The organism is Mucilaginibacter pocheonensis (assembly GCF_031456535.1).
Lineage (GTDB): Bacteria > Bacteroidota > Bacteroidia > Sphingobacteriales > Sphingobacteriaceae > Mucilaginibacter > Mucilaginibacter pocheonensis.
Genome location: NZ_JAVDUU010000002.1, coordinates 926,666 through 951,393, shown reverse-complemented (window position 1 = coordinate 951,393; position 24,728 = coordinate 926,666). Strand labels below are relative to the sequence as shown.

The window sequence follows — 24,728 nt, the reverse complement described above, 5'->3', positions numbered from 1 at the left end:
GTTTTTTTACATTTTCATGCAAAAACGAGCACAAAAGTGTGTTTTTTAACATTTTTTATTGCTAATTATAAAAACAGGTGTTTTTGGCGCAGTTTACCCTTTGGCTGTTAGTGGCCATAATTAAAAAAATTGCCATATAGAAGCTCCGTCATCCTGAGGAACGAAAGATCTTCTTCAACAGAAAAGCTTTGTCATCCTAAGGGAACGAAGGATCTTCTTCGCCCTGCTAAGCGCAAACTTTTCTGTAAAAGCATCCTTCTTCACATGTCATTGCGAGCGATAGCGCGGCAACCGCATGCTATACAGAGGGAGTAGCTCTGTCGCAAAGCGCTCAATTGCCACTGTGGCTATTACCTTGTTGCCATAAAGCAACAACTCCCCAACGCGTCATTGCGAGGAACGAAGCAATCTCTATGCTGTACAGAGCGAATAAGCCTATTGCAGAACGCTTGAATTGCCGCCTGGCTGTTACCTCGTCGTCACAAACAGGCTTTATAAGCAAAAGCTTTAGCATCCTGAGCTTTAAAATCCGCGGACTTTGAAAGTAAAATGACACAAAAAAGGCCTGTCATCCTGAGCCCGTCGAAGGATAGCGGGAAAGGCCTCTACGCGCGCCTTTCGACAAGCTCAGGGTGACAGGCTCGTCCACCTATGGGTATCGAGTGAGCATGACAAATACTTTTCATCGAGGCGCTAAGGCAACCCGCTCCTGGAACGAGGGGCGAGATCCATCTATTTTTAAATACCTAAAACCATCAGGGCATTCCACCTGTAATTATATTATACTTAATTTTTATACTTTAAAATTAAATAATATAATATTATGGCAAGTTTAAGTAACAGAAGAGTGGCTATCCTTACCGAAGAAGGATTTGAACAGGTAGAATTAACAAGCCCTAAACAAGCACTTGAAGCTGCAGGTGCAACCGTACATGTAATATCGCCCAAAAGCGGCACCATCAAAGCATGGGATAAAACCAACTGGGGGATTGACGTTAATGTAGACAGACAATTGAGCGAAGCGAGTCCCGACGATTATGACGCGCTGGTGTTACCCGGCGGTGTGTTAAACCCCGATAAATTAAGACAAAATAAAGACGCGGTTGCCTTTGCATCGGCATTTTTGGATGAAGGAAAACCCGTAGCCGCTATATGCCACGGTCCGCAATTGCTGATTGAAACAGGGCTGATCAAAGGCCGCCGGCTAACCTCATACCCATCGCTTCAAACCGACCTGAAAAACGCGGGCGCCGATTGGGTTGACCAGGAAGTTGTGGTTGATAACGGATTGGTGACCAGCCGTACCCCGGCCGATCTGGAAGCATTTAATGCCAAAGCCATTGAAGAAATTGGCGAAGGCATACACCACGAAGCATAAATAAGTTATAGTAAATTTTAATAAACAAAGGCACCGCAAATAAATGCGATGCCTTTGGAGTTTTAATACTTATATAATAACTTTACTATAAGTAAATAAGTTATGAAACCACTTTCAATAAAATATATGCTTCCACTGGGGTTATTCCTGTTAGCATTAAGCTTTGTTGTTAAATTTATGTACCCGGCCTTGCCCGATTCTATTTACGGGTTGTTTATGGGCTTTAGCACAGGCGCTATTTTATTGAGTATTATACAAGGTTTATACCTCCGCAAGCAAAGAGATAGGTTTTGCTGAGTTATAAATTTCGCGGAGCTCTGAAGGGAAAAAATAAAGCAAAGGTCTTGTAGTCCTGAGGAACGAAGGATCTTCCTGGCCCTGGCCGAGCGCCAATCTTCTATTAACAGCCATATCTTTATCACATGCCAGCAAAAAAAGCTTTGATCATTGGTGCCGGTATTGCCGGCATAGCCGCGGCTATTCGCCTGGCTGTAAAAGGTTACCAGGTTGAGGTTTTTGAGGCCAACAGCTATGCGGGTGGCAAGCTGTCGGAGTTTAAGCAGGATGGTTTCAGGTTTGATGCCGGGCCCAGCCTGTTTACCATGCCCCAGTATGTAGATGAACTGTTCACGCTTGCAGGTAAAAAGCCGTCGGATTTTTTTAGCTATCAAAAACTGAACGAGCTTTGCCGCTATTTTTATGAGGATGGCACCACATTAACCGCTTATGCGAGCACCGACCAGTTTATAGCCGAGGTTAGTAAACAAACCGGCGAGGCAGAAGGTTCTGTGGAAAAGTATCTTGAAAACAGCCGCAATATTTATAACATCACCAATCATGTTTTTTTAGAAAGCTCCCTACACCGCTTAAAAACCTATTTGAATTGGGATACGGTAAGTTCTGTTCTCAGGTTCGGGCAGATAGACGCTTTCCGTACCATGAACACGGCTAACGAAACATTTTTTACGGACGACCGGATGGTACAGTTTTATAACCGGTATGCCACTTACAACGGTTCAAACCCATATACCGCCCCGGCCACGCTCAATGTAATACCGCACCTGGAGCAGCATTATGGCGCTTATTTTCCGGAAGGCGGTATGTATAGCATTGTTAGCAGTTTGGCAAAACTGGCGGAATCGTTAAATGTTAAATTTCATTATGATTCTCCTGTAGAGGAGATCGTTCTTGAAAAACAGCGGGCAAAGGCGATAAAGGTAAAGGGCGATATTTTACAGGGCGATATTGTAGTATCGGCTATGGATGTTTGGTTTACTTATCATAAACTGCTAAAAAGGCACCCGCGGTTATTCCCCAAAAAGGCCCTGAGCCAGGAACGCAGCAGTTCGGCATTGATATTTTACTGGGGCATCAAAAAACAATTTCCCGGGCTCAATCTGCATAATATATTTTTTAGTACCGATTATAAGGCCGAGTTTGACCATATATGGCAGCACAGGGATATTTTTCATGACCCCACCATTTACCTCAACATCAGCTCTAAATATAAACCGGATGATGCGCCTGAGGGCTGCGAAAACTGGTTCACCATGATCAACGTACCCGCCAATACCACACAGGATTGGGATAGCCTGATAGCCGGCGCCCGGGCAAACATCTTAAAGAAACTTACCCGCATACTGGGCGAAGACATCACCGATCTGATCCTGTGCGAAAGTATACTTGACCCCAGGAGTATCGAAAGCCGTACATCATCATACCAGGGTTCAATTTACGGCAACAGCTCAAACAGCCGGTTCGCCGCGTTTTTAAGACATGCCAACCGGTCGTCAAAAATTGAAGGCCTGTACTTTTGCGGGGGCAGTGTGCACCCGGGCGGGGGCATCCCCCTTTGCCTGCTGTCGGCAAAAATCGTGAGCGATTACCTTCCCGCGCTCTGACGCGCGGCGCATATCTGTTAAATTCTCAGTTATACGGCGATGTAAAGAGCCATGGTCGCGCGCCTGTCAAAAACACCGGTTTGTAAAGGATTCACCTAAAAGAAAAATATATTTGCGTTATGAAACTTCAGCTTTTTGAGAAACAGGTGTACACCGACCGCCGGCAGGCACTAAAGCAAAATATCGGATCAGATGGCCTTATCCTTTTATTAGGCAACGAGGATAGCAGCATGAACTATAAAGACAATTGCTATCCCTTTAGGCAAGACAGCACTTTTCTTTACTACTTTGGGCTTGATGTGCAAAACCTTGCCGCTGTTATTGATACCGATACCGGCGAGGAAGTTATTTTTGGTAATGAACTAAGCATCGATGATATTATATGGACAGGTACCTTACCTACCGTTATGGAGATGGCATCGGCGGTGGGCGTTAGCCAAACCAAGCCTTATAACCAGGTACTTCATTATGTACATAAAGCCCTTATAGCAGGCCGCAAAGTTCACATTTTGCCGCCATACCGGCCCGAAAACACAATGAAACTGGCAACCTGGTTTAATGTAAGCCTGCAGGATGTTCAGGATCATGTATCTGTTAAACTTATTAAAGCTGTTATTGCCCAGCGGGTAATAAAAACACCCTTGGAAATAGCTGAAATGGAAAAAGCGGTTTCTATCAGTGTCGATATGCAGCTGGCGGTAATAAAAAGCACCCGGCCGGGCATTAAAGAATATGAGCTGGTAGCCAAAGCCATTGAAGTGGCCCAGGCAGCCAATGGCCAATTGGGTTACCCGGCTATCATTACCACAAAAGGGCAAACTCTGCATACCCATTATTACGGCAATACCTTGCAGGATGGCGATATGGTTTTGAGCGATATTGGCGCCGAAAACAACATGCACTATGGCGGCGATCTTACCCGTACCTTTCCCGTTGGCGGCAGTTTTACCACCCGCCAAAAAGAATTATATGAGGTTGTGCTTGCCTCTATGGATCATGCCATCAGCATGTTAAAACCCGGCGTAAGGTATAAAGACATCCATCTGGCGGCCTGTGAAAAACTGGTTGAGGGCTTAACTCAGGTAAACCTGATGAAAGGCGACCCTGCTGAAGCTGTTGCCGCAGGTGCACATACCATGTTTTTTCAATGCGGCCTGGGGCACATGCTGGGCATGGATACGCACGATATGGAAAACCTGGGCGAGCCGTATGTTGGCTATACCGATACACTGAAAAAAGATACCGTGTTCGGACTAAAGTCTCTGCGGTTGGGCCGCGAGCTCGAAGCTGGCTACGTACTTACGGTTGAACCGGGCATTTATATCATTCCCGAACTGATAGACCGCTGGAACGCGGAAAAGAAATATGCTGACTTTATCAATTATGATGTACTGCAAACCTACCGCGATTTTGGCGGTATCCGTATTGAAGATAACTTTTTAATAACAGATACCGGCAGTCATTTATTGGGAAAATACCTGCCTAAAACATTAAAGGACATTGAAGGCCTGAGGGGGTAAGCAACAGGATATTCCCATGCAATAAAATGTTTGCTGAACGGAGTGAAGCATCTTCTTCCATAGAAAAGTTTGGGCTCAGCAGGGCGAAGAAGATCCTTCGCTATCGCTCAGGATGACAAGCTTTTTTATTTTACATTCGCTTTTTTTACATTCCCCTTGTCATGCTGAACGTAATGAAGCATCTTCTTCAACAGAAAAGCCGGCGCTCAGCAGGGCGAAGAAGATCCTTCGCTATCGCTCAGGATGACAAGCTTTTTTTATTTTACACGCACACTTTGTCATGCTGAACGGAGTGAAGCATCTATTATGCGCCATGCCAGTCGGCCATGTAAAAGCGTATAAGATTTCTCTCTATCGTTCGAAATGACATGCTTTTGGGTAATCCAGCCCCACAGGGTCCTCTGTGAGAGGTCCTGTGGGGACAAGCTATCTTTTTAAAAATGTCATTTCGATAGAGCAAGGAGAGGAATGAGGGAGGCGCGAAAGAGAAATCTTCTACGCCATGCCAGTCGGCATATAAAAGCGTACAAGATTTCTCTCTATCGTTCGAAATGACGTGCTTTTTTGCAATCCAAATGACGTGCTTTACCCCCTAATTCTCCCTTACCATTTTCTCCAGGGCATCTATCCAAATAGGGGAATCATTCAGGCTTTCTACCAGCTGTACCTTTTCGCCGCCCAGGGCTTTAAATTCATCACCGTACTCGGTAGTTACCTCGTAAACAGTTTCCAGGCAGTCGGCCACAAATGCGGGGCAAAACACCAGCAGGCTTTTCTTACCTTCTTTGGCCAGTTTCGCTACTATTTCGCTGGTATAAGGTTGTACCCAGGGGTCGTTACCCAGGCGCGATTGAAAACAAATAGTATATTTTTCTTTTGGGATATTAAGCTTTTGGGCTATCAGCTGAGCAGTATGGTGCGATTGCGCCGAATAACAATACTTGTTTACATCAGTTAGTTTCTGGCAGCAATCATTAACCTTTAAACAATGCTGATGGGTATGATCGGCCTTGATAAGCTGCCTTTGGGGTAAACCATGAAAGCTGAACAGTACATGATCATAGCTTTCCGGATCATATTTCCGGGCGTTATCGGCAAAAGTTTCTATCATACCCTCATTGTCATGAAAAGAGTTCACGAAAGATATATTGGGTTTGGTTGGCCACCGGGCTATCAGTTCCATCACTTTATCATAAACAGAACCGGTGCTGGCCGAGGCATATTGCGGAAACAAAGCAAGAACCTGTATTTCATCAACCAAAGCCGCCTTAAGCCTGTTAAGGGCCGATTCAATAGACGGGTTTTGATAGCGCATGGCCAGTTCCACAATGTAATCATCGCCAAGTCGCTGCTGCAGGGCCTTTTGTTGCAAAAGGCTGTAGTGCATTAATGGCGATCCGGTTTTGTCATCCCAAATAGCCCGATATAATTTAGCTGATTTTGGAGCCCTGAACGGAGCTATGATCCCACGCACTAAAAGCGTGCGCGATATGGGATTAATATCAATTACCCGGGGATCCATTAAAAACTCATTTAAATAGGTCCGTACATCGGCCGTCGAGGGGCTGTCGGGTGTCCCCAAATTCACCAATAAAACTGCTTTCTTACCCATAATTATTCCGTCGGCAAAAATAAAATAAATTAGTCCCCTAACCGTGTGAGGAGCGAACAAATTACAAATAAATGATTACAAGGATGTTATTTACAGGGCAGGGTTATCAATCAGGCAAAAAGGCTATTATCCTTGAGCAACCGTGGAGGGCTTCTCTTCAGGGGGCTGGGGGACTCTTCCACAGCATCCACCAGGGCGTTCCCGGCGAGTCATGATGCTCATAATGATAACCGAAAAAATAGCAGCTAAAAAACGCAAACAGGTGGTTCCTGGTTTGGCTCCTGGCAAAATACGGGTTGTCATGTTCGCCTTTATGGGGCTGGTAAGTACCAAAGTAAAACAGCTGCAGCGTGCTCAACAGCGATGGCACTACCCAAAACATAATGAGGTTTGGCTGGGGGATCCACAATTTTAAAATATTAAACAAAACAGCCATTACCACAATTTGCCATACAGACAGGTAATTACGGATAAACCTTACATACCAGCTCCAAAAACCGCCCTCATGATAATCGGGATCGGCATGGGTATGTACATGACTGTGGTGCAGGTGGTGTTTGGTATATAGCTGCGGGTACCAGAATGAGGCATATAAAAAGGTACATATATAGCCAATAGCATTGTTGATACCACGATGCGGCGATACCGTTCCGTGCATAGCATCATGTGCGGTAATAAACAGGCCGGTGTACAGGTGCATCTGCACTAAAATAAAAACATAAAGCAAGGGGTTGGTAAAGCTAAAATGCCATTGCATCAATAAAATAATTGACGTAGTCCAGCAGCCCAGCACCAGAAGGGCAATAACTAAACCGGTATTTGACGGGCTTTTTTGCATGTATTGGTACAACAGCAAAAAACGTGCTGTTAAAATTTTTCCAGCTGGGCTTTTACGTCCTGCATGAGCCACATGGGTGTTGATGTGGCCCCGGCTATGCCAATAGTATCATTTGCCGAAAACATGGATCTGTCTAACTCGGCCGGCGATGATATAAAGTAAGTATTGGGATTATGCTTGCGGCACACTTCAAACAACACCTTGCCATTTGATGATTTGCGGCCCGATACAAACACAATTTTATTAAAACGGCTCACAAACCGGGGCAGGTCCTTGTCGCGGTTTGATACCTGGCGACAAATGGTGTCATTGGCTTTCAGGTTATATCCCCGCGCTATCAGTTCATCTTTTACACTATAAAACTTTTCCATGCTTTTGGTAGTTTGAGAATATAGTGTAATATTCTGAGGCAGTTCTACATTATCCAGCTCGGCAATGTCCTGAAAAACCAGCGCTTCATTATTGGTTTGTCCTTCAAGGCCAATTACTTCCGCGTGGCCATGCTTGCCAAATATGAGTATCTTTTCGTTGGCGTCGTACGAGCTTTTTATCCTGTTCTGCAGTTTTAAAACTACCGGGCACGATGCATCAATAAGTGTTATGTTGTTTTCTAAAGCTATGCGGTAGGTATCGGGAGCTTCGCCGTGCGCGCGTATCAGCACCTTTTCGTTATGCAGGTTTTGCAGTTCGCTATGTTCAATAATGCGCAATCCCCGGGCCTTTAACCGTTCCACCTCTTCGTCATTATGCACAATATCACCCAGGCAATACAGATAGCCATCCTCGGCCAGTATTTCTTCGGCCATATCAATGGCGTAAACCACACCAAAGCAAAAGCCCGAATCCTGATCAATAGTAACCTTTAACTGATACTCTCCCATTATGTTACAAATTTACGGCAAAAATAATTGGCGATGGCAATGATAATTCATGTTTTGTTCAAATTTAAGGTATTCACAGCAACACCTAACCTTTATCCTAATATCCCCAGCACCATAAAAAACACAAACTGCATGATCAATAACGTGGGGGCTACGCGGCTTTGTGATCTCAGTTTAAATTTCTCGAAGATAAAAAGCATCAACGCGCTCAGAATAAACCAACTGACATAATTTTTAACAGGGATACTGTCGCCCGCCCAATGCCAGTAATCAAAGCTGGTGGCAACAGGCTCAATCAATATATCCAGCATTACCATTATTGTAGCCCCGGCAACTATCCGGAGCAGCATGTTTTTGATCTGGTTTTGCTGAACAAATACACCGGTTGAATAGATCAGCAGGAACCAGTTCACACCTATCATCAGGGGTATATGAAACAGCTTTATACCCAATGTTTCGCCATAGGTGTAGCTGCCAAACAGCCAGCCGGTATGTACACCTATATACTCGGCCGCAAAGCCCATTGCAAAAATGAGCAGGGCAAACCACAAAAGATTACTGCCTGGCGCGTTGCAGGCAAATATGATCACAGCTGCCATGAGCAACAAATGCCAGGGCACAAGGCTTAAAAACAGCAAATTAAGGTCGGGAATAATAAAACCGGCAAGGCCAACTATATGAAACAGCACAATAACAATAATACTTATACTATGGGTTGCCGGATAAGCACGGAACGGATTTTTCAAATTTTGCGCCCTTTCCATACCGTTGTTTTGGTGAGATATTTTTGTATAGATACTACGGCAATAACCAGCATGCTTAACATTTGCAAAGGATGCAGCAAAATATTAACAACCGGGCTTTGGCCTGATAACAGCGAGATCATAATCCGTGTAAGCATAATTAAACCCGCCATAAAAAAAATGAGCGGCAGGCTAAGGGTCATGATCACAATCATGGGGCCGCCTATGGTTAGCACTATATAAATTAAAAACCCGATGATACTATAATTAAATGCTGCCAGAAAGTTTTTGCCAAAGCCATTCACAGCTTCCCTGTAACTTTTATACATGCGGCAGCTGATCATGCCATTGGCCAGCAACGCTTCGCCGTTATATGCCCTGGCTTTTACAAGCTTCATGATCTCCACATCCTCAACCACCTTGTTTTTTACGGCTTTATGCCATTGATGCTGATGATAAATACCCGCATCAAACAACATGAACTGACCACTTGCTGCGGCAACGGCGGCATTTCTTAGGAGATAAATTAACCGTACGGGCAACAGGTTCAACAATATAAAATGCATCAGTGGGACTACCGTTTTTTCGCCGGGGGTTATCATTTGCTGATTGGCAAACAGGCTCAGCAAACCCAGCTGATGCAGGTGCATGCGGTGTACAGCGCTATTGATCAAGCCGGGTTTTACTACTTCATCGGCATCTAAAAAAAGCAAATATTTGCCATCGGCGTGTTGTGCTAACTGGTGACAAGCATGATTTTTACCGATCCATCCATCAGGTAATTTGCCGCCTTTTATTACCCGGAACCGGGAATGGTGCGCGGCGAATGCCGAACAGACAGCATAAGTATCGTCAGTTGATTCATCATCTAATATGATCACTTCGTAATTTTGATAATCCTGCGCCTGGATAGACCAAAGCAGCGCTGATATGTTGCCGGCTTCGTTACGGGCGGGGATAAGCACCGATACCCTGTCCTGATATTGCTTACCCACCCGGTGCAGTTTAGGGTTGGATATAAAGTTGAACAGCGTAACCGAAAAACGCAGGATAATAAAGAAGAAGGTAATTAAAATGGCAATGATCACGTTTATATATCAAATTCAGTCTGTAGTCGTTTTGAGCGGCTGTAATGTTGCTGATAGGCTTCTTTTAATTCAACTATTGTTTTGCCGGTAAAGTTTTCAGTTTCTTTTTTTAAGTAAACGGTCGCAGTTGGCTTTTTATGTTTAAAGTATTGAATAAATGTTGAGGCAAAAATCAATTGGAATTTGCCTTGTGCTTTTTGCATGATCCGCAATACGCCTTTATCAAAGCGAACATCATCTATATAATTGGAATACAGTTTGCCTTGCGGAAAAATAAGCACGAGATTTTGCGGGTCATTTAAAAGTTCAGACGCGTAGTTAAGCGATTCAATGATATCCTTTGAGTTTTTGGTGATAGAAAACGCTCCGGAAAACTTCAGATAGGTAAGCTTATGAACCGTTTCTTTTTGCACCATTACATGGTATTTTTTCTTCAGGAGCTTTTCATTTATACAATAAATTATGAGGCCATCCCAAAAACTAAAGTGATTTGCTATCAGCAATATTGACTTGTCCTGGTCAACCTCAATGTTATTGAGCAGCAGTTCATGAAAGTGTTTGCCTACTGCCCACTTCACATAATAATGGATAATACGGTTAATAAAAATGTTCTTTTTATTGTATACCATGTCAGGGCAAGTTAATTAATAACAATTATCAATGCGCTATATTAACCTGGTTTTTTAGCGCCTGCTGATGAAAATCGTTGATCCGCACTTTCAATTCCTCAAATGGCACTTCGCCCGCCGTGCCGCAATCAAACAGATGTATATAGGCGCGGGGTTTCAGGCTCTCAAAATAATCAATCAGCGTACACTGATAAACTACCTGGCAGGGTCCCTTGATTTGCTTAATTAAACGTTCAATACCTTTTTCAACATGAATATGGGTTATATGGTTGGAGCAAAGCTCCCCCTGCGGAAATATGGTGACCAGGTTCCGCGGATCATTCAGTAAACCGGCCGAGTAAGTGAGGGACTCCAGCATATCCCGCGATCCTTTCTTCATAGAAAAAGCGCCCCAGTATTTAAAATACCAGTGTTTTACAAAATGATCATGCTGCATCATGATGTAAAGGCGGCGCTGCAGGTTATTAAAAGCGGTATAATTGGCAAAAAAGCCATCCCACCAGCTAAAATGGTTGGTGAGCAGCAATACCGAATGCCCGGGACGAGGTTCAAAAGGCAAAATATTGACCTCTTTAAATTTACGCCCCATCCACCAGCACATGTAGCGGTAGAACAACTTACTTAGCGTATCATTTTTGCGTGACGGCAACATAAATTTATTGTACTAAATATTCATCAAGTGCTTTAATAACCAGCCAATGCCCCAGGGCCAGCTCATGCACCTCAACATGCTCCAGCATTTCAATAAAAGGCATCGCTGCAGATTTAGGAAACAACTTATCATCTTTCCCAAATATCAGTAAACAATTAATTTTATACTGATTTATTAGCGTAGCTACTTTTTCAACGTCGGGTTTTAATAAGCGTATCAAATTTAGCGTATAATAAGTATCAAGCCTTTTTTGTTCGGTATCAATCTCATTATAGGCTATCTGGTACAGGTTATCATCAATAAACCCGGCTTTTCTTACGCTTTTAAGCACAAATGGAGCCAGCCACTTGCTTTTGGTTACCTTACGGAACATGAATTTACCCAGCGGATTGTGCAATAAAAAATGAAAGCCTTTGTATGACGAAAGTCCGTCGGGCGCCATCAGCAGCACATCATCAATCAGGTGGGCATATTCTTCAACCAGTATAAGGGCAAGGTTGGCGCCTATGGAATAACCCATTACCGAGAAACGCTGTTCGCCGTAAACCCTAAACCACTCCTGCATATAGGTGCGTACCATGCTTTTGGGCATGCCCTCGCGAATCTGTTTTTCTGTCCACCCGTCAAGTTTGCTTCCGCCGTGAAAAAAATGATCAAAGCCATAAATATGATATTTGGGTAGTATTGATTTTTCGAGCACATGAAACTGCTTACCCGTCATGCCGTAGCCATGAAAAGCCAGTAATGGCTTTTGGCCGCTGCCATACTCATGAAAATGTGCTTTACCCAAACCGGGCAGATGTAAAAAACCCATTGAGGCAATATTAACAATTATTTAACCTCGCCGCTTCCAAAAAGGCGAACTTTTTGACATGCATGTTCAGGAGCCGTTTGGGCTTAGGGATTAATATGCCCCATGATCATTTGCGTAGCCCCTGTATGCTCCTGCACATAAGTACGAATCTTTTTACTGGCGATACTATAAAAGGCATCGTCGGTAATTAAGGTATCCGCTATCCCCTTTAGCTCGCCCTCATTACCAATGCTGAACCCGGCCTTTAAGGCTATCAGTTCACGGGCCTCATTAAACTTTAAATAATTGGGGCCAAATATTACGGGCAGGCCAAATGCCGCGGCTTCGAGCGTATTGTGGATACCAACCCCAAACCCCCCGCCTATATAAGCTATATCGCCATAGGCATACAGGGACGACAGCATCCCGATATTATCTATTATCAGTATAGTGAACTGAGAGTTGTGAACACCGAGTTGGGAGTACTTTACAACAGTCCCCCCGGGCAGTAGATTCACGAGGCTATTTATTTTTTCCTCACTTATTTCATGCGGCGCGAAAATAAATTTCCAGTTGGGGTATAAAGCCGGCAAAGTTGCCAGCAGTTTTTCATCTTCGGGCCAGGTGCTCCCGGCAATAAACACCTTTTGCCCGTTTTTAAATTCGCTTATCAGGGGCAGTTCTTTAGGCTGCTGCGCATTGGTCCATACGCGGTCGAAACGGGTATCGCCGCTTACGGTTGCGTTATTTAGGCCAAGGTTATAAAGCAGTTGCTTTGATTGATCGTCTTGCAAAAAAAAGTGGGTAACAAATGTTAAAATTTTACGGTTAATACCGCCATACCATTTAAAAAACACCTGTTCGGGTTTAAAAATACCCGAAATAATGTATAAAGGAACATTGCGTTTGTGCAGTTCATTAAAATAATAGTACCAGTACTCATACTTGGTAAATATGGCCATGCCGGGCTTTATGGCATCAATAAACTGGCCCGCGTTTTTTGCCGTATCAAGGGGCAGGTAATAAACGGCATCGGCCAGCGGTGTATTCTTCCTGATCTCGTAACCCGAGGGCGAAAAAAAAGTAACCACGATCTTTTTATCCGGATGTAACGTTCTGATAGCCTCTAAAATAGGCCTGCCTTGCTCAAATTCGCCAAGCGATGCAAAATGGAACCAGGTACTGTTGTTAAACTGTGCAATTTGTTGCTCCCTGCGGCCATTTATCCATAAAGCGGCCTTAGCATTAAAAAACGAATAGAGCCATACGGCAAAGTAATATAATTTGATCCCAATGTTATATAAAAACATCAATTTAAGTATGAATGATTATCTTAGCCGGGCATAAAAGTAATAACAATAATTACAATAAATATTATGACCTGCTTATATGCCGCAACTTGCTTAATTTGAGTTAGCGACTTTATCAAGCTACAGATCAGGGATATAAAATGTTATTAAAAAAGAAGCTTATTTTTGAAGGGATAAATTTGCAATCTGCATACCAAACCAAGGAATTTATTGTATCTAAACTAAAAAAATCAATTTTAAAAAATGGCAAACCGTAAGCGGATATTAATAACCGGAGCAGCAGGCTTCCTGGGGTCGCATTTATGCGACAGGTTCATCAAAGAAGGTTACTATGTAATTGGCATGGATAACCTGATCACCGGCGATCTGCGTAATATTGATCACCTGTTTAAGCTGGAGAACTTTGAGTTTTACAACCATGATGTATCCACTTTTGTGCATGTACCGGGGCAGCTTCATTATATCCTGCATTTTGCTTCGCCGGCAAGCCCTATTGATTATTTAAAAATACCTATACAAACCTTAAAGGTGGGTTCACTGGGCACGCATAACCTGCTGGGCCTTGCCCTTTCCAAAGGAGCCAGGATGCTCATCGCCTCCACCTCCGAAGTTTACGGCGACCCGAACGTTAACCCGCAACCCGAAGAGTACTGGGGCAACGTGAACCCGGTGGGGCCACGCGGCGTTTATGACGAGGCCAAACGCTTTCAGGAAGCCATCACCATGGCTTACCATACCTTTCACGGGCTGGAAACCCGTATTGTGCGGATCTTTAATACCTATGGCCCGCGCATGCGGCTAAATGACGGACGCGTACTCCCCGCTTTTATTGGCCAGGCCCTGAGGGGCGAGCCATTGACCATGTTTGGCGATGGTTCACAAACCCGCTCTTTTTGTTATGTGGACGACCTGGTGGAAGGCATTTACCGCCTGCTGCACAGTGATTATGCTCAACCCGTGAACATTGGCAACCCCGATGAGATCACCATCAGACAGTTTGGCGAAGAGATCATTAAACTTACCGGCACCAACCAAAAGCTCATCAGCCTGCCGCTGCCGGTTGATGACCCTAAACAACGCCGCCCAGATATTACCAAAGCCAAATCTATTTTAGGATGGGAACCAAAAGTTTCCAGAAGCGAGGGCCTAAAGATCACTCTTGATTATTTTAAATCACTGCCCGAAAAGGAAATAAACCACAAGGATTTTCAATACTATAACAAACGATAACCTATACTTAAAATGAAAATATTAGTAACCGGCGGCCTGGGTTTTATTGGCTCACATACTGTTGTTGAATTGGTAAATGCAGGCTATGAACCTGTTATTGTTGATGACCTGTCGAACTCGGACCCTAAAATATTAGATCAGATAGCCAGGATCATAGGTTACAAACCTGTTTTTCATAAACTTGATCTGTGCGATGAACGTGGTGTAAAAGAACTGGCTGTTAACGAACCCGACATTCAGGGCATTATTCATTTTGCCGCTTCAAAAGCAGTAGGCGAGTCGGTACAAAAGCCGCTAAAATATTACCGCAATAATTTTTATTCGTTAATAAATTTGCTCGACGCCTATTATGGCAATCCGTTGAATTTTGTTTTTTCGTCAAGCTGCACAGTTTACGGACAGCCCGAACATTTACCTGTTAACGAAACTGCCCCTATACAACCGGCGCAATCGCCTTATGGCAATACCAAACAAATAGCCGAAGAGATACTGCGCGACCTTATTGCCTCGGGCAGCAACTATAAAGTTATTTCATTAAGATATTTTAACCCGGTAGGTGCGCATGAAACCGCCCTGATAGGTGAATTGCCAATTGGCGTTCCGCAAAACCTGGTGCCGTTTATTACACAGACCGCCATAGGCAAACGCGAAAAAATAACCGTATTTGGCGATGATTACGATACCCCCGACGGCAGTTGCGTTCGCGATTATATACACGTGGTTGATTTGGCCAAGGCACACGTAGCTGCTTTAAAATTGCTTGAGAAAGAAAGCTTTAAAGGATATGATGTATTTAATATAGGTACCGGTAAAGGCAATACCGTATTAGATGTAATACACGCCTTTGAACGCACAACAGGTGTAAAGCTGAATTACGAAATAGGCCCGCGCCGCGAAGGTGATGTAGAGAAAGTTTGGGGCGATGTAACCAAATCGGCCAATAAATTAGGATGGAAAGCCGAGCTGGACATTGATACGATGATGTTATCAGCCTGGGAATGGGAAAAATATATCGCTCAAAATCCGTTATAAATAAACAAGAATGCTACGAGTTTTCGCGTTTTACCAAACAATGCAATTTGGTAAAAACGCGAAAAGTTCATAACTGTTAAAATTCAGGTTTAATAAAACTTGTATCTGCTAATACATATCATATGCAAAAGATCATAATTACGGGTGGGGCGGGTTTCATTGGATCGCATGTGGTGCGCCGCTTTGTAAAAAACTATCCTGATTATACCATCATTAATTTAGATAAGCTTACCTATGCAGGTAACCTGGCCAATTTGCGCGATATTGAAAATGAACCAAACTACAGGTTTATAAAGGGCGATATTGTTGATATGGCATTTATTAATGACCTGTTTGCCAATGAAAAGCCCGATGCCGTAATACACCTGGCAGCCGAATCGCATGTTGACCGCTCCATTGTAAACCCGCTTGAGTTTGTAATGACCAATGTAGTGGGTACGGTTAACCTGCTAAACGCCGCCCGCGAAAACTGGAAGGGGCGGTACGATCAAACTCGTTTTTATCATGTTTCAACCGATGAGGTATACGGCTCGCTGGGCGACACAGGAATGTTTACCGAAGAAACCGCCTATGATCCGCATTCACCTTATTCGGCATCAAAAGCCAGTTCTGATCATTTTGTAAGGGCATATCAGGACACTTATGGTTTAAATACGGTGATATCCAATTGTTCAAATAACTATGGATCCTTTCATTTTCCCGAAAAACTGATCCCACTGGCTATTAATAACATTAAGCAAAGTAAGCCTGTGCCTGTGTATGGAAAAGGCGAAAACATACGCGACTGGCTTTGGGTTGAAGATCATGCCCGTGCAATTGACCTTATTTTTCATAAAGCCAAAGCCGGGTCAACCTATAATATTGGCGGCCATAACGAATGGAAGAACATTGATCTGATTAATTTGTTGTGTAATATACTTGATAAAAAATTGAACCGGGCAACCGGCGAATCGGCTAAACTGATCACTTATGTAACGGACAGGGCCGGGCATGACCTGCGGTACGCGATTGATGCCTCCAAATTAAAAAATGATTTGGGATGGGTACCCGGTATAACTTTTGAGGAAGGCCTTGAAAAAACTGTTGACTGGTACCTGGCCAATGTAGAATGGCTTGAGGATGTTACATCAGGCCATTATCAGCAGTATTATAATGAACAGTATACTAACCGTTAGCTATGTTTGGGTTATTTAAAAAGAAGCAGGAAAAGAAACATGCAAACTTCAACTATGAATCAATCATGGTTGATATGCATTCACATGTACTGCCAGGTATTGACGATGGCGCGAAAACACCGGAAGACTCTATTATACTGATACGTAAAATGATGGAGCTGGGCATAAAAAAAATTATTGCCACGCCGCACGTCATGATTGATTTTTACAAAAACACGCCCGAAACTATAAATAACGCGCTTGAGATACTCAAGGCCGAGCTGATAAAGGAAAATATTGATATACCCGTTGAGGCTGCTGCTGAACATTACTTTGACGAAACCTTTGAAACCCGGGTAAAAGAAGGCAAATTACTAACCATGGGCGATAATTATGCCCTGTTTGAGTTTTCATTTATTAACCAGCCGCCCAATGCCATATCAGTTATTCAAAAAATGAACGATATGGGATATAAACCCATACTTGCCCACCCCGAAAGATATCCTTATTTAGATCTGGAGCAATACAAGAACCTGCACAGCTGGGGTTGCAGTTTCCAACTCAATACCATTTCGCTAACGGGTTATTATGGCAGGGAGGCTAAAAAACAGGCCGAAACCTTAGTTGACAATGATCTGATTGATTTTATATCAAGCGACATGCACCACCCCAAACATGCAGCTGCATTAAAAGATGCGCTGAACACGACCTATATCCAAAAACTCCTTTTTGATTATCCGTTAAAAAACACGCTGCTTTTTTAAAAGTTTTAAGACCATCAGGTTTGGGTATCTGCGGACGAAGCCAAAAAGTACAAATATCTCACATCACATAGTCCCTAATAATATAGCTTATTCGTATCTCAGAGCTTCAACCGGGTCAAGCCTTGCGGCTTTTTTAGCGGGGTAATAGCCCGATATCAACCCAATAAATGTACATAACAGTACAGCAAAAATAAGCCAGGCCCAGGGTACAACAAACGCCCCGCTAATTTGAACAGCTATCAGATTACCCGCGGCCATACCCAGTATTATGCCTGCGGCACCCCCAATAAGGCATATTACAATAGCCTCTATTAAAAACTGCTTGCGTATTACCGCCGGCGTTGCGCCGATAGCTTTACGCACTCCTATCTCACGTGTACGTTCGGTAACTGATACCAGCATGATGTTCATAAGACCAATTGCAGCCCCTATTAAAGTGATGATACCTATTGCAAATCCTGCAACGGTAATACCCAGCAGCTGGCTTGAAAGTTCCTGCTGTACAGAGTCGCTGCGGGTTATTTCAAAATTATCGGAATTGGCAATATTAAGCCCTCTTACATTCCTGAACAGCGACGTGGCTTCGCCAATTGACGCATCCAAAGCGCCGGGTCCATTAACCTTAACGGTTAGCGTGAACGAGGCATTTTTTGCAGTGTCTATCTGTTTGGCCTTAAGTATAGGGATAATACAAAATTTGTCGCCCCCAAAAGAGCTTGAACCCTTTGACGCGATTACACCAACTATACGGTATTTATTATTACCGATAAACAGGGATTTGGTAACCGGATCTTCGTTTTTAAAAAGTTTTGTTTTTATTTCATCTCCTATAAGTACCACATTGGCCCCGTGCTCAAGTTCCGATGACGAAAAATTACGCCCGAAGGCAAGTTTTTTACCGCTGGTTGCCAGGTAATGTTCGTTTGAACCCGAAATAGAAATGTTAGGATTTGTTTTTTGATTGCCGTACTTAGCCACCGCTGTACCGGTAACGTCCAGATTAATGGCTGTTATTACCGGCAGTTTAAAAGTTTTCTTAAAGCGCTCGGCCTGGTCATAGGTAATTGGGGGATACATTTTGCGGTGGCCCCCGTTGCCAAAATTAAGCCCTTCGCCCCGGTTTTGGATGGTAAATGAATTGGCCCCCAGATCGGCAAAAGCGTCATTGGTAAATTGGCGTATCCCCTCAATAGCCGTTAAAATACCAACCAGCGCCATAATGCCGATAGCAATAATTAATGAAGTAAGCGACGTGCGGAGCCTGTTGCCGGCTATTGATTGTAATGCTATTGAGATGTTTTCCTTATAGGAGGTTTTAACCGGCATGGTATAAAATTATAAAAACTTTGTGATTTTGACTGTGCACTATATCAATTTGTTACAGGCAGACTATAATATAATAGATTCTGTTTTTTGATCCGTTTTAATACTGATATGGCTGTGAAATGCGAGAGCCATTTGGCACATGGCCCTAAAAACAGTCCGCTAAAAAATCAGAGCCGCGTTCTACCCCTGTTGAATAGAATGCGGCTCTGGTTTTTTGCGCAAACAAGGCTTAATAAGCCCCTTATTCCAAACGCTTGTAAATTTCTATTGACTTCCCGGCTGAATCGGTTATTACCTGCGAATATTCGTTATTACCTTTAAAGGTGATCTTGATGGCAAATTTTTTATGCAATAATTGAGGGTGATTTGATATTTCATCCTCTTCGCTAAGGACATCATCCTTTAAACTGAATACACCATACCCGAACCCATTTTTAAACTTGGTGCCCTCTTTATTGATAGGATACCGGTGTACGAACATAAAATGCCCGCCCCAGAAAATTTTGTATTGGGTTGGCGTTTGTTTTATAGTATCTTTTCCCGTTACGGTATAAAACGCGTCCATTTTCCATAAGCCATCCAAAGCAGAGGTATCCGTTAAAGCCACTTTAGTGTAATTCTCAGTCAGTTTATAAGGCACATTACGCACCCTTGTCATATTGGGAATAACCTGGGTATACCCGGTATCGGTTCTGGTGATAATCAGATTAAAAGTTTGGGATGAATCAAGCATACGGCTGCTATAAATATTTTGTTCAGTAATCTTATTAACAGAATCCTGTTTATAAGAGCCCACACCGAAACCAACGGAAGAATCAGGCGCCATAGCAGCATACATAAAATGGTTGTTGGTATATATCTTCATTTGTGTTCTTGCATAAACTGTATCCCTCCCGCCGCCACTAAGCATTTGCTTTTCCAATTTATATACACCTGATTGGGTAGGTGTGTTTTTAGATGGTTTGCAGCCTGCCATTATCATGATGAGCAAAACTGCGACTATTATGTTCTTTTTCATTTTGTTTAAGTTTAATAGTGATCTCGACTCGTTTTCGGGCAAATGAGGTTTATTGGCGTCTGCATACCATCTTGTTACCGGGTAAGTAAAAAAACGTCAATGAGAGGGGCGGTAAAAAGGTTATGGGGGAGCCTTTCTCATAATATTAGTTTTATGTATTGGTATAATAAATTTAAACAAAATATATCTAAAAATCAATTATTTATTGATGCCATTTACACGAGTTTCCTGTAGCTACATCATGGCAAGGTGGTAAGCTTATACAAATTGAATTAATAGACAAGCGGTATTATTAGCTATACGGGTTAGCCTTTAAGCTCAGCAATAAAAAGAAAGGGAGAGGATAAAACAAAAAGGACAGCTTGCGGCTGTCCTTTTAAAACTTATATATTATTACTTGTAATTATACCGAAAACGATGTGCCGCAACCACAGGTGCTGGCGGCATTAGGGTTGTTAAAGGTAAATCCGCGAGCGTTCAGGCCATCCTGAAAATCAATTTGCATACCCATCAAATATAAACCGTGGGCCTTATGCATAAATACCTTTATTCCGTCAATATAATACTCCTGGTCGCCGTCCTTTTTCTGGTCAAAACCCAAAATGTAGTTCATGCCCGAGCAGCCACCACCTTCAACACCAACACGCAAGCCAAAGTCGTCACCTATTTCTTGCTGATCCTTCAATTTAAAAAGTTCTTTAACGGCTCCTTGTGTAAAGGATACCGGTGCAATTTCAACAGCAGTACTCATCTTATTTTTATTTAACTATACAAATATAAGGTAAAATGTGGATTTTTGCTGCAACCGGTATTTTATGACCTCTGCTTAACATTTTAATGAACCATGCAAACGTTACCTTATTTACTTGATATTTTAAAATATACCGTTGCCGGCATTGGCGTTGTATGGGTTGCCCTGTACCTGTTTAAACCCTATTTGGACAGAGCGGATCAAATACAATTACTTGAACTGAAAAAAAGCATCAGCAGCCAAACATTGCCCCTTCGTTTACAGGCTTATGAGCGGATAATATTATTTATTGAACGGATAAACCCGGCCAATATGCTGGTTCGCCTGAATGTTTCGGGTTTATCAGCGGCCGAACTGCAACTTATGGTGGTTACCGAAATACGCAACGAGTTTCAGCATAATATTACTCAGCAGATATACGTAAGCAGCCGTGTTTGGAACGTAGTTAAACGGGTAAAGGAAGATACCTTAACCATGGTAAATAACACTATAAAAGCCATGCCTAATGACGCCACAGGCATGGATATAAGCAAAACCATTTTGATTCATTTGAACCAGTTGGAGCAGGACCCGTACGAAATAGCCACCGGCCTGGTAAGGCAGGATATAGAAGAATTATTTTAATGCCATGGCCCCAAAAAAGTTCACCACTACATCGGGTATCGAAATAAAGGAGGTTTACACCCAGCCCTCATCAATGAACGAGCTGCCGGGCGAATTTCCTTTTACTCGCGGCATACAAAAAGATATGTATCGCGGTAAAGCCTGGACAATGCGGCAGTACGCGGGGTTTTCAACAGCCGAAGAATCAAATAAGCGCTATCATTACCTGTTAAGCCAGGGAACCACCGGCTTGTCTGTAGCTTTTGACCTGCCAACACAAATTGGCTATGACTCAGACCATGAACTCTCCGAAGGCGAAGTAGGCAAAGTAGGCGTGGCCATAGATTCGTTAAAGGATATGGAGATACTGTTTGATGGCATATCCCTCGGGGATATAACTACCTCCATGACCATTAACGCCACGGCGCCTATTTTGCTGGCTATGTATATAGCACTGGCCAAAAAACAGGGAGCCGACCTGAAGCAAATTTCGGGCACGGTACAAAATGATATATTAAAGGAGTATGCCGCCCGTGGTACCTATATATATCCGCCGGCCCCATCCATGAGGCTCATAACCGATGTTTTTGAATATTGCAGTACGGAAGTTCCCAAGTGGAATACCATTTCTATTTCAGGCTATCATATACGCGAAGCGGGTTCAACCGCAGTGCAGGAACTGGCATTTACACTTGCCAACGGTAAAGCTTATTTAAAAGCGGCGCTCAATAAGGGGCTCGATATAAACGTATTTGCCAAAAGGCTATCTTTCTTTTTTAACTGCCATAACAACTTTTTTGAGGAAATAGCCAAATTCAGGGCAGCCCGCCGTATGTGGGCCAATATCACCAAACAACTTGGCGCAACAGACGCCGGCGCTCAAAAACTGCGCTTCCATACCCAAACAGGCGGTTCTACCTTAACCGCACAGCAACCGCTTAATAATATTATACGGGTAAGTAACCAGGCTTTGGCGGCTGTACTGGGCGGCACACAATCATTACATACCAATGGATATGATGAAGCGCTGTCATTGCCCACAGAGGCTGCGGCCAAAATTGCCCTGCGTACACAGCAGATCATCGCTTTTGAAAGCGGCGTAACCGATACGGTTGATCCGTTGGCGGGCTCTTACTTTATTGAAACCCTTACCAATGAAGTTGAGGCTGCCGCACAATTATATATAGATAAGATTGATGCCATGGGCGGCGCTGTTAAAGCTATTGAACAGGATTATATACAACAGGAAATAGCAGCAGCGGCTTATCAATATCAAAACGAAATTGAAAGCGGCGAAAAGATACTGGTAGGCGTAAACCGCTTTACACAACAAGAAGACGCAGCGACAAACGTTTTCAGGGTTGATGACGCTATCCGTAAAACACAGACTGCAAAAATAGCCGCGCTAAAAAACACCAGAAACAACCCGGCTGTAGCCACAAGCCTGCAGCAACTGCACGAAGCGGCAAAAGGCCAGCAGAACTTAATGCCCTTTATACTTACCGCTGTTGAACATTACGCCACCCTGGGCGAAATTGCAGATACCCTGCGAAATGTTTTTGGAGAATATTAAAAATGACGTATAAACTGTAGCTTTAATTACGTTAAAGATCACAGGAATTATAGACCAAAATATCCCGTTAAAACTTTATCTGGCAGTATACCATAGCTTTAATTTTTAACGGTAGATATAATGTGTTATTGGCCCAACAATTGCGGCAGCAAAGCTGTATAATAAATTATTAAAACTCTGCTATTTACCCTAATTTTTTAGTAAATTGATCGGTTTATATCAATTGGCCTTAATAGAATAATAATTGTCATTTTTACCGTGAAATATAATATTTTATGCGGATTTTTCATAATAAAACAGATTATTATATCATAAATTTATTTGTTAAAAAAGTGAAAATTTAATTTTTTTATTAGGTTTTTTTGGCAATATTCGATGTTCCGTAGCAAGCCCAAAAGATGTTTCGCTGGGGGTTGGAAATCAATATTTTACTAATATATATATGGAAAAAACTTGTACTAACGTTTGGAATAGCTGCCTCCAGATCATAAAAGATAACATACCAGCACAAAGCTTTAAAACTTGGTTTGAGCCAATAAAAGCTTTACGTATGGAAGGAAGCGTCTTAACGATACAAGTACCAAGTTTATTCTTCTACGAATGGCTTGAAGAGCACTATGTAGGTTTACTGCGCAAGACAATAAAAAAACAATTAGGCGACGAAGGACGTTTAGAGTATAATATAGTTGTTGAGCAATCATCAACTAAACCATACACAACGAATATGCCGTCGAACGGAAATGGTGCCGAGTCAAAAAATCAGTCAATGCCGATCCCCATATCAATCAATAAGGATATCAAAAACCCTTTTGTGATACCCGGGCTAAAAAAATTAAATGTTGATCCGCAGCTAAACAGAAACTACACCTTTGAAAACTTTGTTGAAGGTGATTGTAACCGTTTGGCCCGCTCCGCAGGTTATGCTGTTGCTGCAAAACCCGGTGGCACATCATTTAATCCGCTGATGATATATGGCGGCGTAGGTTTGGGTAAAACCCACCTGGCCCAGGCAATCGGTAACGAAATAAAACGCTCCCTGCCCGATAAACTGGTACTTTATGTATCGTGTGAAAAGTTTACCCAACAATTTGTTGACGCGCTTAAACACAATAACATCAATGATTTTGTGAACTTTTACCAGGCTATTGACGTGCTGATCATGGATGATGTGCACAACTTTGCCGGTAAAGAAAAAACACAGGATTTCTTTTTCCATATTTTCAATCATCTGCACCAGTCGGGCAAGCAACTGATCATAACGTCAGATAAAGCGCCTAAAGACCTTGCCGGTTTAGAGGAACGCCTGCTTTCGAGATTTAAATGGGGCCTTTCGGCCGATCTGCAGATCCCTGATCTGGAAACCCGCATGGCTATACTTAAAAATAAGATATACCAGGACGGCATTGAGCTTTCAAATGATGTAATTGAGTACGTAGCGCATAACATTGATAACAATGTACGTGAGCTGGAAGGCGCAATGGTATCATTGCTGGCACAGTCAACCCTTAACCGCAAGGAGATAGACCTGAACCTGGCGAAGCAGATGCTGAAAAACTTTGTGAAAAATTCATCTAAAGAAATTTCGATGGAATATATCCAGAGCTTGGTTTGCGAATACTTTGAGGTGCCTATTGAAATGGTAAAGTCACAAACCCGTAAACGCGAAATTGTACAAGCCCGTCAAATTTCAATGTACCTGGCTAAGGCGCATACCAAAAGCTCACTAAAATCAATTGGCCACTTTTTTGGCGGCCGCGACCACTCTACCGTAATTTACGCTTGCCAAACCGTTGAGGACCTTATTGATACCGATAAGAAATTTAAAGGTTACGTTGCCGACATTCAGAAAAAGCTCAAAATGTCTTAACAGACCTATTATCATATTACTATGAGCCCTGCGTACAATGTATGCGGGGTTTTTTGTTGGAATAA

24 protein-coding genes are annotated in these 24,728 nt (G+C 42.9%); 12 read left to right on the top strand and 12 right to left on the bottom strand.

Going from position 1 to position 24,728, the window contains the following annotated elements; all coding sequences use genetic code 11:
* Nucleotides 1-823: 823 nt before the first annotated feature.
* From J2W55_RS11045 to J2W55_RS11030, 4 genes are all read left to right on the top strand, one after another.
* Complete coding sequence (locus J2W55_RS11045; RefSeq protein WP_310095584.1) at nucleotides 824-1,378, top strand: type 1 glutamine amidotransferase domain-containing protein; 555 nt, start codon at nucleotides 824-826, stop codon at nucleotides 1,376-1,378.
* A 102-nt stretch (nucleotides 1,379-1,480) separates the two neighbouring features.
* Nucleotides 1,481-1,675, top strand: coding sequence for a hypothetical protein (locus tag J2W55_RS11040; protein WP_310095582.1), 195 nt, complete (start codon nucleotides 1,481-1,483; stop codon nucleotides 1,673-1,675).
* Between the two features lie 125 nt (nucleotides 1,676-1,800).
* Nucleotides 1,801-3,279 (top strand): 1-hydroxycarotenoid 3,4-desaturase CrtD, encoded by a 1,479-nt coding sequence (crtD, locus tag J2W55_RS11035; protein ID WP_310095580.1) that lies wholly within the window; start codon nucleotides 1,801-1,803, stop codon nucleotides 3,277-3,279.
* Between the two features lie 119 nt (nucleotides 3,280-3,398).
* Nucleotides 3,399-4,799 (top strand): aminopeptidase P family protein, encoded by a 1,401-nt coding sequence (locus tag J2W55_RS11030; protein ID WP_310095578.1) that lies wholly within the window; start codon nucleotides 3,399-3,401, stop codon nucleotides 4,797-4,799.
* Nucleotides 4,800-5,391: 592 nt separating this feature from the next.
* Here J2W55_RS11030 and hemH read toward each other — a convergent pair.
* From hemH to J2W55_RS10985, 9 genes are all read right to left on the bottom strand, one after another.
* The gene (gene hemH, locus J2W55_RS11025; RefSeq protein ID WP_310095576.1) at nucleotides 5,392-6,411 is read right to left on the bottom strand and encodes a ferrochelatase; all 1,020 of its coding nucleotides are present in this window, start codon (nucleotides 6,409-6,411) and stop codon (nucleotides 5,392-5,394) included.
* A 157-nt stretch (nucleotides 6,412-6,568) separates the two neighbouring features.
* Nucleotides 6,569-7,267, bottom strand: a complete 699-nt coding sequence (locus tag J2W55_RS11020) for a fatty acid desaturase (RefSeq protein ID WP_310095575.1) — start codon at nucleotides 7,265-7,267, stop codon at nucleotides 6,569-6,571.
* A gap of 11 nt (nucleotides 7,268-7,278) precedes the next feature.
* Nucleotides 7,279-8,130 (bottom strand): 4-hydroxy-3-methylbut-2-enyl diphosphate reductase, encoded by an 852-nt coding sequence (locus J2W55_RS11015; protein ID WP_310095574.1) that lies wholly within the window; start codon nucleotides 8,128-8,130, stop codon nucleotides 7,279-7,281.
* A 92-nt stretch (nucleotides 8,131-8,222) separates the two neighbouring features.
* Entirely contained in the window at nucleotides 8,223-8,894 is a 672-nt protein-coding gene (locus J2W55_RS11010) for a carotenoid biosynthesis protein (RefSeq protein WP_310095572.1), read from the bottom strand.
* Nucleotides 8,873-9,961: a glycosyltransferase family 2 protein gene (locus tag J2W55_RS11005; RefSeq protein WP_310095570.1), complete on the bottom strand. Its 1,089-nt coding sequence runs from the start codon at nucleotides 9,959-9,961 to the stop codon at nucleotides 8,873-8,875. Before J2W55_RS11005 ends, J2W55_RS11010 begins: the two co-directional genes overlap by 22 nt.
* A gap of 2 nt (nucleotides 9,962-9,963) precedes the next feature.
* Entirely contained in the window at nucleotides 9,964-10,590 is a 627-nt protein-coding gene (locus J2W55_RS11000) for a 1-acyl-sn-glycerol-3-phosphate acyltransferase (protein WP_310095568.1), read from the bottom strand.
* Between the two features lie 28 nt (nucleotides 10,591-10,618).
* Nucleotides 10,619-11,242 (bottom strand): lysophospholipid acyltransferase family protein, encoded by a 624-nt coding sequence (locus J2W55_RS10995; RefSeq protein WP_310095567.1) that lies wholly within the window; start codon nucleotides 11,240-11,242, stop codon nucleotides 10,619-10,621.
* A gap of 4 nt (nucleotides 11,243-11,246) precedes the next feature.
* Nucleotides 11,247-12,056: an alpha/beta fold hydrolase gene (locus J2W55_RS10990; RefSeq protein WP_310095565.1), complete on the bottom strand. Its 810-nt coding sequence runs from the start codon at nucleotides 12,054-12,056 to the stop codon at nucleotides 11,247-11,249.
* 83 nt (nucleotides 12,057-12,139) lie between these two features.
* Complete coding sequence (locus J2W55_RS10985; protein WP_310095563.1) at nucleotides 12,140-13,345, bottom strand: 3-deoxy-D-manno-octulosonic acid transferase; 1,206 nt, start codon at nucleotides 13,343-13,345, stop codon at nucleotides 12,140-12,142.
* A gap of 140 nt (nucleotides 13,346-13,485) precedes the next feature.
* On the opposite strand from J2W55_RS10985, the gene J2W55_RS25855 reads away from it, so the two are divergent.
* The 5 genes from J2W55_RS25855 (at nucleotide 13,486) to J2W55_RS10965 (ending at nucleotide 17,525) form a co-directional block, all read left to right on the top strand.
* Entirely contained in the window at nucleotides 13,486-13,602 is a 117-nt protein-coding gene (locus tag J2W55_RS25855; RefSeq protein ID WP_510184527.1) for a hypothetical protein, read from the top strand.
* Nucleotides 13,589-14,575: a UDP-glucuronic acid decarboxylase family protein gene (locus J2W55_RS10980; RefSeq protein WP_310095561.1), complete on the top strand. Its 987-nt coding sequence runs from the start codon at nucleotides 13,589-13,591 to the stop codon at nucleotides 14,573-14,575. Before J2W55_RS25855 ends, J2W55_RS10980 begins: the two co-directional genes overlap by 14 nt.
* A 12-nt stretch (nucleotides 14,576-14,587) precedes the next feature.
* Complete coding sequence (gene galE / locus J2W55_RS10975; RefSeq protein WP_310095559.1) at nucleotides 14,588-15,607, top strand: UDP-glucose 4-epimerase GalE; 1,020 nt, start codon at nucleotides 14,588-14,590, stop codon at nucleotides 15,605-15,607.
* Between the two features lie 122 nt (nucleotides 15,608-15,729).
* Nucleotides 15,730-16,782: a dTDP-glucose 4,6-dehydratase gene (rfbB, locus tag J2W55_RS10970; protein WP_310095557.1), complete on the top strand. Its 1,053-nt coding sequence runs from the start codon at nucleotides 15,730-15,732 to the stop codon at nucleotides 16,780-16,782.
* A gap of 2 nt (nucleotides 16,783-16,784) precedes the next feature.
* Complete coding sequence (locus tag J2W55_RS10965) at nucleotides 16,785-17,525, top strand: tyrosine-protein phosphatase (RefSeq protein ID WP_310095556.1); 741 nt, start codon at nucleotides 16,785-16,787, stop codon at nucleotides 17,523-17,525.
* 87 nt (nucleotides 17,526-17,612) lie between these two features.
* Here J2W55_RS10965 and J2W55_RS10960 read toward each other — a convergent pair whose 3' ends face one another.
* The 3 genes from J2W55_RS10960 to J2W55_RS10950 all read right to left on the bottom strand — a co-directional run bounded on the left by J2W55_RS10960 (nucleotide 17,613) and on the right by J2W55_RS10950 (nucleotide 20,620).
* Complete coding sequence (locus J2W55_RS10960; RefSeq protein ID WP_310095554.1) at nucleotides 17,613-18,851, bottom strand: ABC transporter permease; 1,239 nt, start codon at nucleotides 18,849-18,851, stop codon at nucleotides 17,613-17,615.
* Between the two features lie 241 nt (nucleotides 18,852-19,092).
* Complete coding sequence (locus J2W55_RS10955; protein WP_310095552.1) at nucleotides 19,093-19,869, bottom strand: hypothetical protein; 777 nt, start codon at nucleotides 19,867-19,869, stop codon at nucleotides 19,093-19,095.
* 403 nt (nucleotides 19,870-20,272) lie between these two features.
* Complete coding sequence (locus J2W55_RS10950; RefSeq protein ID WP_310095550.1) at nucleotides 20,273-20,620, bottom strand: HesB/IscA family protein; 348 nt, start codon at nucleotides 20,618-20,620, stop codon at nucleotides 20,273-20,275.
* A 93-nt stretch (nucleotides 20,621-20,713) separates the two neighbouring features.
* On the opposite strand from J2W55_RS10950, the gene J2W55_RS10945 reads away from it, so the two are divergent.
* The 3 genes from J2W55_RS10945 (at nucleotide 20,714) to dnaA (ending at nucleotide 24,663) form a co-directional block, all read left to right on the top strand.
* Nucleotides 20,714-21,244, top strand: coding sequence for a DUF7935 family protein (locus J2W55_RS10945; RefSeq protein ID WP_310095548.1), 531 nt, complete (start codon nucleotides 20,714-20,716; stop codon nucleotides 21,242-21,244).
* 4 nt (nucleotides 21,245-21,248) lie between these two features.
* Entirely contained in the window at nucleotides 21,249-22,796 is a 1,548-nt protein-coding gene (locus J2W55_RS10940) for an acyl-CoA mutase large subunit family protein (protein ID WP_310095546.1), read from the top strand.
* Between the two features lie 442 nt (nucleotides 22,797-23,238).
* On the top strand, nucleotides 23,239-24,663 hold the full coding sequence (gene dnaA, locus J2W55_RS10935; protein WP_310095544.1) for a chromosomal replication initiator protein DnaA: 1,425 nt from the start codon (nucleotides 23,239-23,241) through the stop codon (nucleotides 24,661-24,663).
* Nucleotides 24,664-24,728 lie beyond the last annotated feature (65 nt).